Genomic DNA, 14727 nt, shown 5'->3' with positions numbered 1-14727 from the left:
CGATTTATGGACTGCCCGCGAATGGTCGAGGAGGACCCGTGCAGGAGCTGCAGCTGATCAGCTTGCACGACGACGCGCTAGCAGAGGACGGCGAGCTGTCGTGGCAGGAAAACGCATTGTGCGCCCAGACCGACCCGGAGGCGTTCTTCCCTGAGAAGGGTGGCTCCACCCGTGAGGCCAAGAAGGTCTGCGTCGGGTGCGAGGTCCGCTCCGAGTGCCTCGAGTACGCCCTCGAGCACGACGAGCGGTTCGGTATCTGGGGCGGTCTTTCGGAGCGAGAGCGCCGAAAGCTGAAGAAGCGCGCGGTCTGACCCGCGCGTCACCTTGGGGGCGACCGGCCTGACTGGCATGGTCGGTGCATGACGACGGCGACCGACGCGTCGGGTGCGTGAACGCATGACGATGATCGACGCGCGCGCGACCGCAGCCGCGACACCCGGGCTGGACTGGTCGCTGGCAGGGGAGGACTCCGAGGCGAGCCCGCTCGCCGTCACCGCTCTGCTGGTGGTCCAGCACGCCCGGACCTCGTGGCTCGACCGCACGCTGCAGGCGCTCGCAGCCCTTGACGAGGGTCCCGAGCGGCTGGTGCTGGTGGACGCCACACCGGAGCGCTCGGTGCGCGATCTGCTCGACCAGCGCTCCGACCTCGCCGACACCTTCGCTGACGTGTCCGTCGTCACCGTGCCGGCGCACAGCGCGTTCGCCGCGATCGTCGACACCGCCGTCGAGGCCCTGCCCCGTCCGGGCGAGGACGCCGTGGTCGCCCGCCGGGTGCGGCGACGTGCTCGCAAGCGTGATGTCCGTCCGCGTGACAAGTACGAGTGGCTGTGGCTGCTGCACGAGGACTCCGCTCCGGCACCCGGGGCGCTCGCCGCTCTGCTGCGCGTCGTCTCACGATCCGAGCGCATCGGGATCGCCGGCTGCAAGGTGGTCGAGCTGAGCGATCCGGAGCGGCTCGTCAACGTCGGGCTCGACGTCACCCGCACGGGTCGCCACGTCGGCGGGGCGATGCAGGGCGAGCCCGACCAGGGCCAGTACGACGACCGCCACGACGTCCTTGCGGTGTCCAGCTCGGGGATGCTGATCCGGCGCGACGTCTATCTCTCGCTCGGAGGATTCGACCCGGCGTTCGACGGCGACGGCGACGGCCTCGACCTGTGCTGGCGTACCCACCTCCTCGGCCACCAGGTCGTCGTCGTCCCGCAGGCTCGGGTCAGCCAGGACGTCGGCGGTACGACGGTGCGCTCCGAACCCGTCGACGACGTCGACGCGCGTCCCTCCCGGACCCCGCGGTCGCTGCGACGCCACGGTGACTCCGGCCTTCCCGCTCCGCAGTCGGCGCGCACCTTGCGTCGACACCGGCAGGTCGCGCTGGCGCGCTGCTCGTGGCTCGGGCTCCCCGTCATCGCGCTGTGGACCCTGCTCAGCTGTCTGGTGCTGGGTCTGGTGCTGCTGGCGGTCAAGCGCCCCCGCTACGCGCTCGCCGAGCTCAGCCAGGCGAGCGCACCGTTCGGCCTGCGCCGAGTGCTCGGAGCGCGGGCACGTTTCGTCGGCCGGGCGCGGACGCGTCCCACGCACCTCGGAGCGCTGTTCGTCCCCCTCGGCGCGGCGACCCACCATGCCTGGGACGCCGTCCGTGACGCCGTCACGCCCGCCCCTCGCGAGCCCGAGCTGCTCGAAGACTCGGCGCGGCTGGAGGCCGGGCCTGAGGGCGACGAAGCGGCCGAGCTGGTCCAGGTCCGCACGACGTGGGGTCGGCGTACCGCCCGGCATGCCGGGCTCTGGATGACGATCGCCCTCGTGGCGAGCACGGCGGTCTGGTGGCGCGGGCTGCTGACCTCCGACGCGCTGCGCGGCACTGCGCAGGGACTTCAGGGGGGTGAGCTGCGCTCGTTCGACACCGATGCGTCCGGCGTCCGGCACCTGTGGAGCGATCACTGGGTCGGAGCCGGCCTCGGCTCGGACCTGCCCGAGCAGCCGTTCCTGCCCGTCCTGAGCGTGCTGGCCCGCGCGGTCCAGGCCCTGCCCTGGGTCGACGACACGACGACCGCCGCGACCGCAGTGGCCTGGTTGCTCGTCCTCGCCGTCCCGCTGTCCGGGGTGTCGGCCTACGTCGCAGGCCGGGCCGTGACGCGAGCGCAGTGGCCGCGCGCGGTCGCGGGCCTGGCCTGGGCCGGTCTTGCCACCCTCTCCACGGGCGTCGCATCCGGCCGTCTCGGTCCGGTGGTCGCCCACGTGCTGCTGCCGCTCGCGCTCGCGGGTGCGTTCGCGGTCGGCCGTCGTACAGCCGCGGTGCCGCTGACGTTCGCGACGGTGCTGGTCACGGCTCTCCTGGGTGCGTTCGCGCCCGTCCTGCTCGTGGCTGTGTCGTTCGTCGCCCTGGGTGTGCTCCTCGTCGGCACCGGCTGGGCGCGGCTGCGCGCTGCGGTCGTCCTGCTCGGACCGTGGGCGCTGCTCGGACCGTGGACGTTCGACCGGCTGCGCGCCGACTCGCGGGGGCTGCTCGCCGGTCCGGGCGCGCTCGACACCGCGGCACCCGCCCAGCCGTGGCAGCTCGCGCTGCTGCACCCGGGCGGGCCGGGGTCCTACCTCGCGGTCCTGTCGGTCCCGGTCGTGGTGCTCGGGGTCCTGGGCCTCATCCGGCGGCGACCCCAGCACGGGCGGACGACCGTCGGCCTCGGGCTGCTCGCGCTCCTCGGCCTGGCCGCAGCACTCGCCGCCTCGCACGTGATCGTGACCGACGCACCCGGCGGGGCCCGTACGCCGTGGCCCGGTCCGGCGCTCGACGTCACCGCCGCAGCTCTCATCGGCGCCGCCCTCCTGGCCGGAGGTGACCTGTTCGCCCGGCCCCGCTGGAAGGCCGCGTCGCGCCGCGTGCGTGTCGCGCTGGTCGCGGGCCTGGTGGTGGCGCTCGCGTGGGCCGGTGTCGTGCTCACGACCGTCGTCTCGCAGGGACAGCCGGCACTCACCGCGGCCGACGAGCGCGTGCCCGCGGTCGCTCGTCAGATGGGTCTGGGCGAGCGCGCCAACCGCATGCTGACCATCAGCGTGGACTCCGACGGATCGGTCTCCTACGCACTCGACGGTGCCGAGACGGGACTCCCGGCGCGTGACCTCGACGTCCCCGTCCGCACCAGCCCCCAGCTCGCTCGGGGCGTCGCGTCACTGCTCGGCCCGTCCACCGCGGGCGGCGGCCAGGCGCACCGGCAGCTGCTCGACCTCGACGTCGGGTTCGTCGGTGTCACCGGGGCGGGCGACCGTGCGGCACTGGCGCGCTCGTTGCAGTCGGTGCAGGGTCTGTCGGCGATGGCGAGCAACCGCAGCCTGTCGCTGTGGCGGGTCGACGCGGCGGTCGGTGCCGGCGGTGGCTCGGTCCCGCCGAGCCGGCTGCGTCTGGACCTCGACGGACGACCGGTTCTCGCGCTGCCGTCCTCCGGCCCGCACGCCCGTACGGTGACGCGTGTTCCGGCCGGCGCCGATGGCCGCCGCCTGGTGGTGTCGGAGTCCGGCGGGTGGGCGCGGCGCGCGGTCGTGACCCTGGACGGCCGATGGCTGCACCCGGTCGCGGCGAGCGCGTACCCGACCTACGACGTCCCCGCCTCGGGCGGGCTGCTGCGCGTCGATCCGGGTGCTGCCCACGACCGGTGGCGGTGGGTGCAGGGCGCCCTGCTGCTGGTCACGATCTTCCTCGCGGTGCCGTTCGGCAACGCCCGTTCGCGCAGGCGCGCATGAAGGGCCTCGGAGTCGCCCGAGCCGCGCTCGTGGCCGTTGCGGGCACGGCGATGGTCTGGGGTGCAAGCCGCACCGACGCGAGCCTGGACCTCACCCGGTCGAGCGACCACCGGGTCGCGGCCGCGGTCGACACCGGTGCCCTGACCCGCGCCGAGCTGGTCTGCCCCGGTCCGGAGCGCCCGGGCTCGGCCGGAGGCGGCAGCCAGGACGTCCAGCTGCTGACGGCCAGCACGCCCACCTCGATGCTGCCGGGATCAGCCCGCGCCCAGGGCAGTGGCTCGGTGCGGGCCGCTCGGCTCCCCGTCGGTCAGGGCGGCGCGCCGTCGGTCGTCGCCGAGCGCGGCCGCGTCTCGACGTCGACCAGTGCGGGAGCCGGCGCGATCGACGTGCTCGCCTCGGGTTCGCTCGCACCCGGCCTCGCCGCGCTGCAGGTCGACGACGACCGTTCCGACACCTCGCACGGGCTCTCGATGGCGCCGTGCAGCTCGACCGCCGCGTCCTCATACCTGCTCGCGGGCGGCCCGCAGCCGGGTCGCCTCGAACGCGTGGTCCTCACCAACCCCTCGCCCAACCCGGTGCTGGCGCGGCTGTCGGTCCTCGGCACGAGCCGGCACCAGGAGCTCACCGTGCCCGCGCGGTCGCGGACGGTCACGCTGCTGGGCTCGGTCGACGACACCGCCGGCGCACCGGTCGTCAAGGTCACCTCGGGCTCGGGCAGCCTCGGCGTGGCGATGTCGGACACCTTCCTCGACGGCACCCGGCCGGTCGGCAACGACCTCACCGGTCCCGCGACGCGGCCGAGCACCGACGCCGTCGTGCCCGCCGTGTTCACCGGTGGCGAGCGCGCTGCCGTACGCGTCGGTGTGCCGGGCAACGACGACGCGGTCGTGCGGGTTCAGCTGCTCGGCACCGACGACGTCGAGGCCGTCCCCGATGTGGTGCAGACCATGGCCGGCGGGCACAGCGGGACGATCCTGCTCCCGAAGCTCCCGCCCGGCCGCTACGCGTTGCGGGTGACCGCGGACGTGCCCGTGGTCGCCGCAGCCGAGTCGGTCACCGGTCGTGCGGCCGGTGGCGCGAGCGATCTGACCTGGGTGCCGACGTCCGAGCCGATCACGGCGGTCGCCGGTACGCCGGTGCCGCGCCTGCCGCAGATGACCTCGGCGCTCATGGTCAGCAACCCCGGTGACACCGACACGCAGGTCGTCGTCGGCGTCACCGATGCCGCGGGTCGGACCACGCCGCGGACGGTGCGGGTGCCGGCCGGTGGTCTTGCAGACATCGCGACACCCGGTGCGGCCGCCGTCTGGGTGCGTACGACGGGCGCCCCGGTGCACGCGGCCCTGGTCGTCGGCGGCAGCGACGGCAAGGGAAGGCCGATGCTGTCCGCGGTCCCGCTCAACCCGGCGGCGGTCTCGGCCAAGGTCATCGACGCCCGAGAAGGCGTGTCGCAGTAGGCGATTCGTCAGTCGACGGAGTCCGCGTCGACCTCGGCAGCCAGCCACTCGACGTACGGTCGGCCGCCGCGCTCGCAGTCCGGGCCCGGCAGGTTGGATCCCCGCGCGAACGCCCGGAGCACGGAGCCGACGGCGGGCAGCGGCACGACGCGGGGTGCGGGGCGACCCTTGACGCGAGCCGTCAGCACTGCGACCTCGCGGGCGGACAGCACCTCGGGGCCGGCGAGCTCGAGCGGCTCGCGTCGGGGATCGGACAGGGCGTGGTCGACGAGGCGCGCCGCCACGAACAGCGGGTCGACCGGTGCGAAGCGCAGGCCCCGGACCCCCAGGCCGAGCGGGCCGACCGACACGCGGGTGAGGCGTTCGACGAGCTGGTGGAACTGGGTGGTCCGCACGATGGTGCGCCGCCCGTCCCAGGCGGTCACGGCCGTCTCGGCGGCGACCTTGGCGCGGTAGTAGGGGAGTGGGTTGGCCAGGGCGCCCAGGATCGAGACGTGTACGACGTGCGCTTCCGGGTTGACCGCGGTCACGGCCTCGAGCAGGCGCCGGGTGCCCGCGACATCGACGTCCTGCGGGTGAGTCGGGCTGGTGGCGCAGTGCACCACGGCCTGGACGTCGGCGACGGCCTCCTCGAGTCCCTCTCCGGTGGCGAGGTCGCCGTGGACCTCCTCGGTCTCGACCTGGCGGGGCGTCCGCGACAGCACACGAGCCGGCACCTGCGACCGCTCGAGCTCGGCGACGACGTGACGTCCGAGGGTGCCCGTGCCGCCGGTGACGAGAACGGGTGTGCGTCCGACGCCGGGGACGCCGTCCACCCACGAGGGTGGCGTGGTGGGGTCGGTCACCGCTCAGTCCTCGAGGTCCTCAGGCGCGATGCCGAGCAGCCCGGCGATCTGCTCGGTCACCACGTGGTCGACGAGCTCGGCCAGGTCGCGGGCGCTCTCGGCGCGCGACTCGACCGGCCGGCGGTAGACGACAACCCTTGCGGGAGAACGGTGCTCGGCCGGGAAGAGACGTCCGAGCGGCACCGACTCCTCCCACGACGCGGGGTCGCTCGGGGGTACGTCCTCGACCGCGAGCTCGACCTGGTCGAGCGGTCTGCCGAGCCGGTGCTCGACCCGCTCGGCGGCATCGAGCACGAGCTCGTCGAACCGGGTGGCCGGCGCCACCATCGACGGCACCGGCGGCCAGGCGATCGGGCCGCGGGCGCCGCGGCCGTGGCGGTCACGACGGCGTGGCGTCGCAGGGCGACGTCCGCCGTCGCGCGTCGAGGAGCTCGCTGACGGGTGCACGTCTGCGACTCTACGACCCGCATCCGCCTCGCTCGGCGTGGCCGCGAGTGGTGTGTCGGGCCAAGGGCCTAGAGTCACTCTCCGTGACAACGCCGCGACCAGCCCGCAACAGGTCCCGTACGTGCTCGCGAGCCGCCTGTCATGGACCAGCCGTGGCGACGCTGACCTATGTCTACGCCGACCAGACCGCGGTCCTCGGGCCGCTCGCGACGTATGCCGAGCCGCACACGTACGACCTGTGCGCCGATCACGCCGGCCGCCTCACCGCCCCTCGGGGCTGGGACGTGGTCCGTCTCGCGGTCGACCTGACCGAGCCCGCGCCGAGCCCCGACGACCTGCTGGCCCTCGCCGACGCGGTGCGCGCCGCGGCCCAGCCGCCGCCCGCCCAGGAGCCCGCGCCGCGTCCGTCACCCGGTGACCGTCCCGCCGACGGCGCTGCGGTCACCTCCGACCGTCGACGCCATCTGCGAGTCCTGCCCGACGTGTGAGCGCGCCGCGTAGAGTCCCCGTCGTGACCTCGCCCCGCCTCGCCGACTTCGTCAAGACGTACGACGTGCGGGGCATTGTCCCCGACCAGCTCAGTGTCCCGGTCGCGCGCGCCCTCGGCGCGGCGTTCGCCCAGGTGATCGTCCTGCCCGACGGCGGCACCGCGATGGTCGTCGGCCACGACATGCGACCGAGCTCACCGCAGCTGTCCCGCGCCTTCGCCGAAGGCGCGGCCGAGCACGGCGTCGACACCACTCTGATCGGGCTGTGCTCGACCGACGGCCTCTACTACGCGAGCGGTGTCCTCGACGTGCCCGGGGCGATGTTCACCGCGAGTCACAACCCGGCGCAGTACAACGGCATCAAGACGTGTCGTGCCGGTGCCCGTGCCATCAGCCTCGACACCGGCCTCGCCGAGGTGCGTGACCTGGCGCAGTGGACCCTCGACCGTGGCGCGGCGCACGGTGCGGGTGGCGAGCAGACCGGCACGATCATCGAGCGCGACATGCTGGGCGACTACGCCGCGTTCCTGCGCGAGCTGGTCGACGTCAGCGCGGGCCGACCCCTCAAGGTGGTGGTCGACGCGGGCAACGGCATGGCGGGGCTGACCGCGCCGGCGGTGCTCGACGGGCTGCCGCTGGAGGTGCTCCCGCTCTACTTCGAGCTCGACGGCACGTTCCCCAACCATGAGGCCAACCCTCTGGAGCCGGCCAACCTGGTCGACCTGCAGGCCGCCGTGCGCGAGCACGGTGCCGACCTCGGGCTGGCGTTCGACGGCGACGCCGACCGCTGCTTCGTCATCGACGAGCGCGGCGAGGCGGTCAGCCCGTCGGCGATCACCGCACTGGTCGCGGTGCGCGAGATCGAGCGCGAGGTCGTGGCCGGCACACCGGTCGGCGACATCACCGTCATGTACAACCTGATCTCCTCGCGCGCCGTGCCCGAGATCGTCGCCGAGCGCGGCGCCCGGCCCGTCCGTACCAAGGTCGGTCACTCACTCATCAAGGCGCAGATGGCGCAGCAGTCTGCGGTCTTCGGTGGTGAGCACTCCGCCCACTACTACTTCCGCGACTTCTGGTTCGCCGACACCGGCATGCTGGCGGCGCTGCACGTGCTGGCCGCCCTCGGCAGCAGCGACCGTCCCCTGTCCGAGCTCGTCGCTGGCTACAGTCGGTACGTCGCCTCGGGCGAGATCAACTCGACGGTGTCGGACGCTGCCGCCGCGACCGATCGCGTACGGTCCTGGGCGATGGCTGAGGTTGGCGTCGTCGAGGACACGCTCGACGGTCTGACGCTCACGCACGACGAGTCGCCGATGTGGTGGCTCAACCTGCGGGCGAGCAACACCGAGCCGTTGCTGCGGCTCAACGTCGAGGCGGCGGATCAGGCCACCATGGACCGAGTGCGGGACAGCGCGTTGGCGCTGGTCCGTCAGGACGAGACCAAGGAGTGACATGAGCGCGACCATCGAGCCGTGGCTGCGAGAGATCCTGCGCTGCCCGGTGTGCCGTCAGGAACTGGTCGACGGCACCGGCCCCGAGGGCGGCGCCGAGCTGCAGTGCGCAGGCGACTGCGAGCAGCCCGGCCAGCGCCGCGCGTACCGCATCGACGGCGGCATCCCGGTGCTGCTCGCCGAGGAAGCCCGCGTCTTCCAGGCCTAGTCGTGCCTTACATCGAGGACTCCGCCCTCGACGACGCCGAGCAGCTGCGGCGTCTGGACTCGCGTGACACCCTGCGGGCGCTGGCCACCGCCGGTGCGCAGGTCCGCGAGGCGATGACGCTGTCAGAGGAGGCCGGGGTCGACCGGGCGGCGTACGGCGAGCGTCCGCGCTCGGTGCTCGTCGCCGCACTCGGCGGCTCGTCGGTCGTCGCCGACGTGCTCGACCTGCTCGCCGAGCCCGGTTCGCCGGTGCCGGTCACCGTCCGCCGCAACCTGCCGCTGCCCGGCTGGGTCGGTCCGCTCGACCTGGTCATCGCCGTCTCGCTGTCGGGCCGGGCAGCCGGTCCGCTCGCGCTCGCCGCCGAGGCTGCACGTCGCGGTGCTGCCCTGCTGACGGTCGGCGCCGACGACTCGCCGCTCGCCGACGTCTGTCGCCAGAGCCGCGGTGTGCACATCGGGGTCGGTCGTGACCGCACGTCCAGTCGCACGTCGCTGTGGTCGCTGCTGACCCCGGTCCTGATGGCCGCCGACGGTCTCGGACTGGTCGACGTGCCCGCATCGGTGCTGCCCGAGCTCGCCACCCGGCTCGACGAGCAGGCCGAGGCGTGCCGACCGTCGTCCGAGACGTTCGTCAACCCCGCCAAGCTCGCTGCCGCACAGCTCGGCGGCACGGTGCCGATGACGCTGGGCGACAACGCCCTCACCGGTGTGGTCGCGCTGCGCGCCGCGTCGATGCTGGCCCGTACGGCGCGGGTCCCGGCGACCTGGGGTGAGCTGCCCGACGCCGCCTCGCAGGTCGTCGCGTGCTTTGACGGGCCGTTCACCGCAGGGGGCGGCAACGGCTCGATGAGCAGCGGTGCTGACATCTTCGCCGACCCGTTCCTCGACGCGCCCGCACAACCCTCGCTCGGCCTGCTGATGCTGCGCGACGCGCCGCCCGAGCAGCACACCCGCGAGACCGACCAGGCCCGAGCGCTCGGCGACGCGCTGCTCGAGACCGCGCGCGAGGCCGGCGTGACCGTCGTCGAGCAGACCGCCCAGGCCGGGCACCCCGTCGTACGCCTCGCCGAGCTGCTGGCGTTCGGTGACTACGTCTCGACCTACCTGGCGCTCGGGCTCGGGCTCGACCCGTCGGTGTCACCGCACGTCGCCGATCTGCGCGACCGCACGAAAGGATGGGCGTGACCTCGCAGCGACCGATCGAGGAGGGCGTCCAGCGCGACTTCCGGCGGGCGATGTCCTACGGCGACTACCTCGACCTCGACACGCTCCTGTCGGCTCAGCACCCGTTGGCACAGCCGCCGCAGCACGACGAGCTGCTGTTCATCGTCCAGCACCAGACGAGTGAGCTGTGGTTCAAGCTCGTCCTGCACGAGCTGCGCTCGGCACGTGAGCTGCTGCGTGCGGACGAGCTCGCGGCCGCCCTCAAACGGCTCGCGCGGGTCAAGCACATCCAGTCGACCCTCACCGAGCAGTGGTCGGTGCTGGCGACGCTCACCCCGAGCGAGTACGCCCAGTTCCGCGACTTCCTCGCGACCTCGTCGGGCTTCCAGAGCTATCAGTACCGCGCGGTGGAGTTCCTGCTCGGCAACAAGAACGCCGACATGGTGCGGGTGTTCGACCACGACCCCGCGGCGCAGCAGATGCTGGAGTCGCTGCTGCACGAGCCGAGCCTGTACGACGAGTTCATCGCCCTGCTCGCACGCCGCGGGCTGCCGGTGCCGGCCGAGCTCGTCGACCGTGACTGGAGCAAGCCGCATCAGCCGAATGACGTTCTGGCGCAAGTGATCCGGTCGATCTACGAGGACCCCGAGCACCACTGGGACGTCTACGAGACGTGCGAAGAGCTGGTCGACCTCGAGGACAACTTCCAGTTCTGGCGCTTCCGTCACCTCAAGACCGTCGAGCGCATCATCGGGTCGGCTCGCGGCACCGGTGGCAGCAGTGGCGTGCCGTTCCTGCGCAAGGCGCTGGAGCTGACGTTCTTCCCCGAGCTGTACGCCGTGCGCGGGCAGATCGCCGAGAGCGGCCGCTCGTCCTGAGCCGGCCCGGCCTAGGCTCGGCTCTGTGACGCACTTCGACCTGGCCATCATCGGCACCGGCTCCGGCAACTCCCTGGTGACGCCCGACTTCGACGACAAGCGTGTCGCGGTCATCGAGGAGGGGACGTTCGGGGGCACCTGCCTCAACGTCGGCTGCATCCCGACCAAGATGTTCGTCTACGCGGCCGACATCGCCGACCACATCCGTGAGTCGGCTCGCTACGGCGTCGACGCGACGGTCGACGGCGTCCGCTGGCGTGACATCCGTGACCGGGTGTTCGGGCGCATCGACCCGATCGCGCAGGGCGGCAAGGACTACCGCGTCAACGGCCCCAACACCACGGCCTACCTCGGGCACGCGACCTTCACCGGTCCGCGCTCGCTGGTGGTCGACGTCGACGGTGAGCAGCAAGAGGTCACAGCCGACCAGGTCGTCATTGCTGCCGGCGGCCACGCCGTCGTACCCGAGGTGGTGCGCGAGTCGGGCGTCCCGTTCCACACCAGCGACACGATCATGCGCATCGACGAGCTGCCCTCCAGCCTGGTGATCCTCGGCGGCGGGTTCATCAGCGCCGAGTTCGCCCACGTGTTCTCCGCGCTCGGTGTCGAGGTGCGCATCGTGACGCGTGGTCCCGGTCTGCTGCGGGCCGAGGACGCCGAGATCTCGCAGCGGTTCACCGAGGTCGCCCAGCAGCAGTGGGACGTACACCTGTCGGCCACGGTCGACGCGCTCAAGGGCGACGACTCCGGCGTCACGCTGACGCTGGGTGACGGCACGACCGTCGAGGGAGACCTGCTGCTCGTCGCCACCGGTCGTGAGCCCAACAGCGCCGGTCTCGGGCTCGAGAACGCAGGCGTGGCAACGCTTTCCGACGGTCGCGTGCAGGTCGACGAGTTCGGGCGTACGACGGCGGACGGCGTCTGGGCGCTCGGTGACATCAGCTCGCCGTACCAGCTCAAGCACGTCGCCAACCACGAGGCGCGCGTCATCGCCCACAACCTCGTGCACCCCGACGACCTCCAGGCGTTCGACCACCGGTTCGTGCCGGCGGCGGTGTTCTCCCACCCGCAGGTCGCCTCGGTCGGCCTCACCGAGCAGCAGGCGCGCGACGCCGGCCATGACGTGACCACCAAGACCCAGGCGTACGGCGACGTGGCGTACGGCTGGGCGATGGAGGACACCACCGGCATCTGCAAGCTGGTGGCCGACAGGCAGACCGGGCAGCTGCTCGGTGCGCACATCCTCGGCAAGGACGCCTCGACCGTGATCCAGCCCGCGATCCAGGCGCTGTCGTTCGGGCTCGGCGTGCACGAGATGGCGCGCGGTCAGTACTGGATCCACCCCGCGCTCGCCGAGGTCCTCGAGAACGCGCTGCTGGGTCTCGACGTGCCCGGCAACGCCTGACTCACGCGGTAGTCTGACGCCGTGCCGACGCCTGCGCTGATGACGCCGACCGCCCCTGCCCGCTTCGACCAGGACGGGGTGCGCTGATGGCCGGCGGTCTCGCAGCACTCCTGGACGACGTCGCAGCGCTCGCGCGAGCGGCGGCGGCCTCCATCGACGACGTGAGCGCTGCCGCGACCCGCGCCAGTGTCAAGGCGACCGGCGTGGTCGTCGACGACACGGCAGTGACACCGCGCTACGTCGAGGGCATCGACCCCAAGCGTGAGCTGCCGATCATCAGGAAGATCGCGATCGGCTCGATCCGCAACAAGCTGCTCATCATCCTGCCGGCGATCATGCTGCTGTCGGAGTTCCTGCCCTGGATCGTCATGCCGATCCTGATGATTGGCGGCTGCTACCTCGCGTTCGAGGGCGCCGAGAAGCTCTGGGAGGCCATCCGCGGCGGACACGTCGAGGAGTCCAACGCGGGCAAGAGCGAGGAGCAGATCGCCAGCGGAGCGATCCGCACCGACTTCATCCTGTCCTCGGAGATCATGGTCATCTCGCTCAAGGAGGTCGAGGTCGAGTCGTTCTGGTCGCGGCTGATCATCCTGATCGTGGTCGCGTTCATCATCACGGCGCTCGTCTACGGCGTGGTCGCACTCATCGTCAAGATGGACGACGTCGGGCTGCGTCTGCGCGAGAAGTCCGGCAAGGCCGCGCAGCGGATCGGTGACCTGCTCGTGCAGGGCATGCCCAAGGTGCTCAGCGTCCTGTCGACCGTCGGCATCGCGGCCATGCTCTGGGTCGGTGGCCACATCCTGCTGATGGCCCTGGACGACATCGGCTGGCACTGGCCGTACGAGCAGGTGCATCACCTGGAGCACTCCGTCCACGACGCGACGGGCGGTCTCGGGGGTGCGCTCGGCTGGCTCACCAACACGCTCTGCTCCGCGATCGTCGGGCTGGTCGTCGGGGCCGTGATCGTCGCGGTCATGCACGTCATCCCGCACAAGACCAAGGGCGAGCACGGCGACGCCGCAGAGGCGGGTGCACACAGCACACCTGGGACCGAGGCGACCGCACAGGTGCAGGCGGACCGTGGCACGACCCCGGCCGCCGGGGCCACCCAGGTCTACGACGAGGGCACCGCGACATCCTGACCGAGCCGCTCGACGCGGACGATCGTGCTGACGCCGTCCGCGCGAGGGTGGCTGAGGTCACGCCCGGCAGGCTGATCATCGGCTGAGAACCTGCTGCTGGGTCTGCCTTCCGGGCGCACGCTTCGCCAGGATCGCGAGTGCAGGTCGTTGCTCGTTCACGAGGAGGCACCATGGCCACGGTCACCACCGCCCAAGAGCTCCAGCAGGCCGTCAAGGACGCTGACCCGGACATCGAGGTGAGCGGAGACATCACCGGGGTCGGGATGATCACGCTCGCACCCGGCGTACGCCTGCACGGGGGCTCGATCCGCTTCGGTGCCAAGGGAGTCCGGCTCACGAAGGACAACATCGTCGAGGACATCTCGATCGTCACCGAGCCCGACGAGGTGGCCGTGCTCAACGACACCACGCGGGACGGGCTCGGCACGATCGAGCTGCGACGTGTGACGAGCCGGGGCCAGGTCTACCTCGTGGCGCAGGACGCCGTCCGCCACGTCGTCGTCGACGGGCTGACCATCACCGAGGCCGACGTGCGCGGTCGCGCCGAGCGACCCCGTGGGTACGGCGTGGAGGCGCTGCAGGGTGCGTTCACGCTGTGGAACCGCCAGGCCGACCCGGCGGTCGAGGTCACCGCCGAGATCGCCGGCGTCGCGGCCGGCTCGCAGCAGACGCCGGTGCGCGGCAGCGGTGTCTTCGTCGGTGGGCACGGTGACACCGAGGGCAAGGGCGACGGGGGAGTGCTCAAGGTCCGCACCCTCACGACCGGCGAGATCCACAGCAACGGCGGCATCCCCGAGGGCACACCCGACCTCATCTCCGGCGGGGTGTTCGTGATCTCCGGTGCCGAGGTCGAGACGGTCGACAACCAGGGTCCGGTGACGACGTACGGCCAGAACGACATGGTCCTCGACAACTGGGGCACGGTGCAGACGTGGACCGCGAGCGCGCCCGTGGTGTCACGGGGTCCGAGCGGCATCGGCTTCGTCAACTTCGGCGACATCACCCGTCTCGACGTGACCGCGCCGGTCGAGACGTTCGGCAAGGGTGCCCGCGGTTTCGACCTGTACGACGGGTCGCTCGAGCACGCGTCGTTCGCCAGCATCGCGACCCACGGCCACGGCTCGGTCGGCGTTCAGATCAGCAAACCGTTGCCACGCCTGGAGATCCGCGGTGACCTGACGACCGACGGCGGTGAGGGCAGCAGCCTGGTCAAGGGTGTGCAGATGACCCTCAAGGCGATCGCTCTGAGCGTCAAGGACGGCGGTGAGGTCGACACCGTCGCGGTCGGCGGCGTCATCGCGACGCAGGGCGACGAGGTCGTCACTGTCGAGATCGAGGGCGGGCTGAAGACCCTCACGGCGGGTGGCGGTATCCGGGCGACGGGCCGGAAGTCCGACGCCGTGCACACGACCTCCTCGGGCCCGGACCTGGGTGGGCTCGACATCAGTGCGACCGACGGCCGCGACGTCGTCGTGGCCGGCGGCGCCGGCTGAGCCGACGGCGGTGCGGTC

At 72.1% G+C, this 14727-nt stretch carries 13 protein-coding genes; 11 read left to right on the top strand and 2 right to left on the bottom strand.

The features are described from left to right. Positions 1-47: 47 nt before the first annotated feature. The 3 genes from VV01_RS12240 (at position 48) to VV01_RS12230 (ending at position 5189) form a co-directional block, all read left to right on the top strand. Complete coding sequence (locus VV01_RS12240; RefSeq protein ID WP_157509127.1) at positions 48-311, top strand: WhiB family transcriptional regulator; 264 nt, start codon at positions 48-50, stop codon at positions 309-311. 85 nt (positions 312-396) lie between these two features. After that, entirely contained in the window at positions 397-3732 is a 3336-nt protein-coding gene (locus VV01_RS12235) for a glycosyltransferase (RefSeq protein WP_050670132.1), read from the top strand. Then, on the top strand, positions 3729-5189 hold the full coding sequence (locus VV01_RS12230; RefSeq protein WP_050670131.1) for a DUF5719 family protein: 1461 nt from the start codon (positions 3729-3731) through the stop codon (positions 5187-5189). The genes VV01_RS12235 and VV01_RS12230 overlap by 4 nt, the downstream gene beginning before the upstream one ends. Positions 5190-5197: 8 nt before the next feature. On the opposite strand, the gene VV01_RS12225 is transcribed toward VV01_RS12230, so the two are convergent. Beyond that, entirely contained in the window at positions 5198-6034 is an 837-nt protein-coding gene (locus VV01_RS12225; protein ID WP_050670130.1) for an SDR family oxidoreductase, read from the bottom strand. Between the two features lie 3 nt (positions 6035-6037). Then, a complete protein-coding gene (locus tag VV01_RS12220) occupies positions 6038-6481 on the bottom strand; it encodes a metallopeptidase family protein (RefSeq protein WP_050670129.1) in 444 nt (147 codons plus the stop codon). A gap of 152 nt (positions 6482-6633) precedes the next feature. Here VV01_RS12220 and VV01_RS12215 point away from each other — a divergent pair, with 152 nt between their 5' ends. From VV01_RS12215 to VV01_RS12180, 8 genes are all read left to right on the top strand, one after another. Further along, positions 6634-6969, top strand: a complete 336-nt coding sequence (locus VV01_RS12215; RefSeq protein WP_231635224.1) for a DUF3499 family protein — start codon at positions 6634-6636, stop codon at positions 6967-6969. Positions 6970-6992: 23 nt separating this feature from the next. Next, positions 6993-8420, top strand: a complete 1428-nt coding sequence (locus VV01_RS12210; protein WP_050670127.1) for a phosphomannomutase/phosphoglucomutase — start codon at positions 6993-6995, stop codon at positions 8418-8420. 1 nt (position 8421) lies between these two features. Continuing rightward, entirely contained in the window at positions 8422-8628 is a 207-nt protein-coding gene (locus tag VV01_RS12205) for a Trm112 family protein (protein WP_050670126.1), read from the top strand. 2 nt (positions 8629-8630) lie between these two features. Next, positions 8631-9812: an SIS domain-containing protein gene (locus tag VV01_RS12200; protein WP_050670125.1), complete on the top strand. Its 1182-nt coding sequence runs from the start codon at positions 8631-8633 to the stop codon at positions 9810-9812. 50 nt (positions 9813-9862) lie between these two features. Next, positions 9863-10669 carry a tryptophan 2,3-dioxygenase gene (gene kynA / locus VV01_RS12195; RefSeq protein WP_407942938.1) on the top strand — a complete coding sequence of 269 codons (807 nt, stop codon included), beginning with the start codon at positions 9863-9865 and terminating at the stop codon, positions 10667-10669. Positions 10670-10694: 25 nt separating this feature from the next. After that, on the top strand, positions 10695-12074 hold the full coding sequence (gene mtr / locus VV01_RS12190; RefSeq protein WP_050670123.1) for a mycothione reductase: 1380 nt from the start codon (positions 10695-10697) through the stop codon (positions 12072-12074). 86 nt (positions 12075-12160) lie between these two features. Next, positions 12161-13216 (top strand): DUF808 domain-containing protein, encoded by a 1056-nt coding sequence (locus tag VV01_RS12185; protein ID WP_050670122.1) that lies wholly within the window; start codon positions 12161-12163, stop codon positions 13214-13216. A 170-nt stretch (positions 13217-13386) separates the two neighbouring features. Next, positions 13387-14709 carry a hypothetical protein gene (locus tag VV01_RS12180; RefSeq protein WP_050670121.1) on the top strand — a complete coding sequence of 441 codons (1323 nt, stop codon included), beginning with the start codon at positions 13387-13389 and terminating at the stop codon, positions 14707-14709. Positions 14710-14727: the final 18 nt, after the last annotated feature.

The sequence above is a fragment of the Luteipulveratus halotolerans genome, assembly GCF_001247745.1.
GTDB classification, from domain to species: Bacteria; Actinomycetota; Actinomycetes; order Actinomycetales; family Dermatophilaceae; genus Luteipulveratus; species Luteipulveratus halotolerans.
The sequence above is the reverse complement of the archived record's forward strand: the minus strand, read 5'-3'. Positions and strand labels throughout refer to the sequence as shown.

Bases quoted from the DNA above. Each gene is read 5' to 3' on its own strand.
- VV01_RS12235 (WP_050670132.1), top strand. From the start codon at position 397: ATGACGATGATCGACGCGCGCGCGACCGCAGCCGCGACACCCGGGCTG.
- VV01_RS12230 (WP_050670131.1), top strand. From the start codon at position 3,729: ATGAAGGGCCTCGGAGTCGCCCGAGCCGCGCTCGTGGCCGTTGCGGGC.
- VV01_RS12205 (WP_050670126.1), top strand. From the start codon at position 8,422: ATGAGCGCGACCATCGAGCCGTGGCTGCGAGAGATCCTGCGCTGCCCG.
- kynA (WP_407942938.1), top strand. From the start codon at position 9,863: ATGTCCTACGGCGACTACCTCGACCTCGACACGCTCCTGTCGGCTCAG.
- VV01_RS12185 (WP_050670122.1), top strand. From the start codon at position 12,161: ATGGCCGGCGGTCTCGCAGCACTCCTGGACGACGTCGCAGCGCTCGCG.
- VV01_RS12180 (WP_050670121.1), top strand. From the start codon at position 13,387: ATGGCCACGGTCACCACCGCCCAAGAGCTCCAGCAGGCCGTCAAGGAC.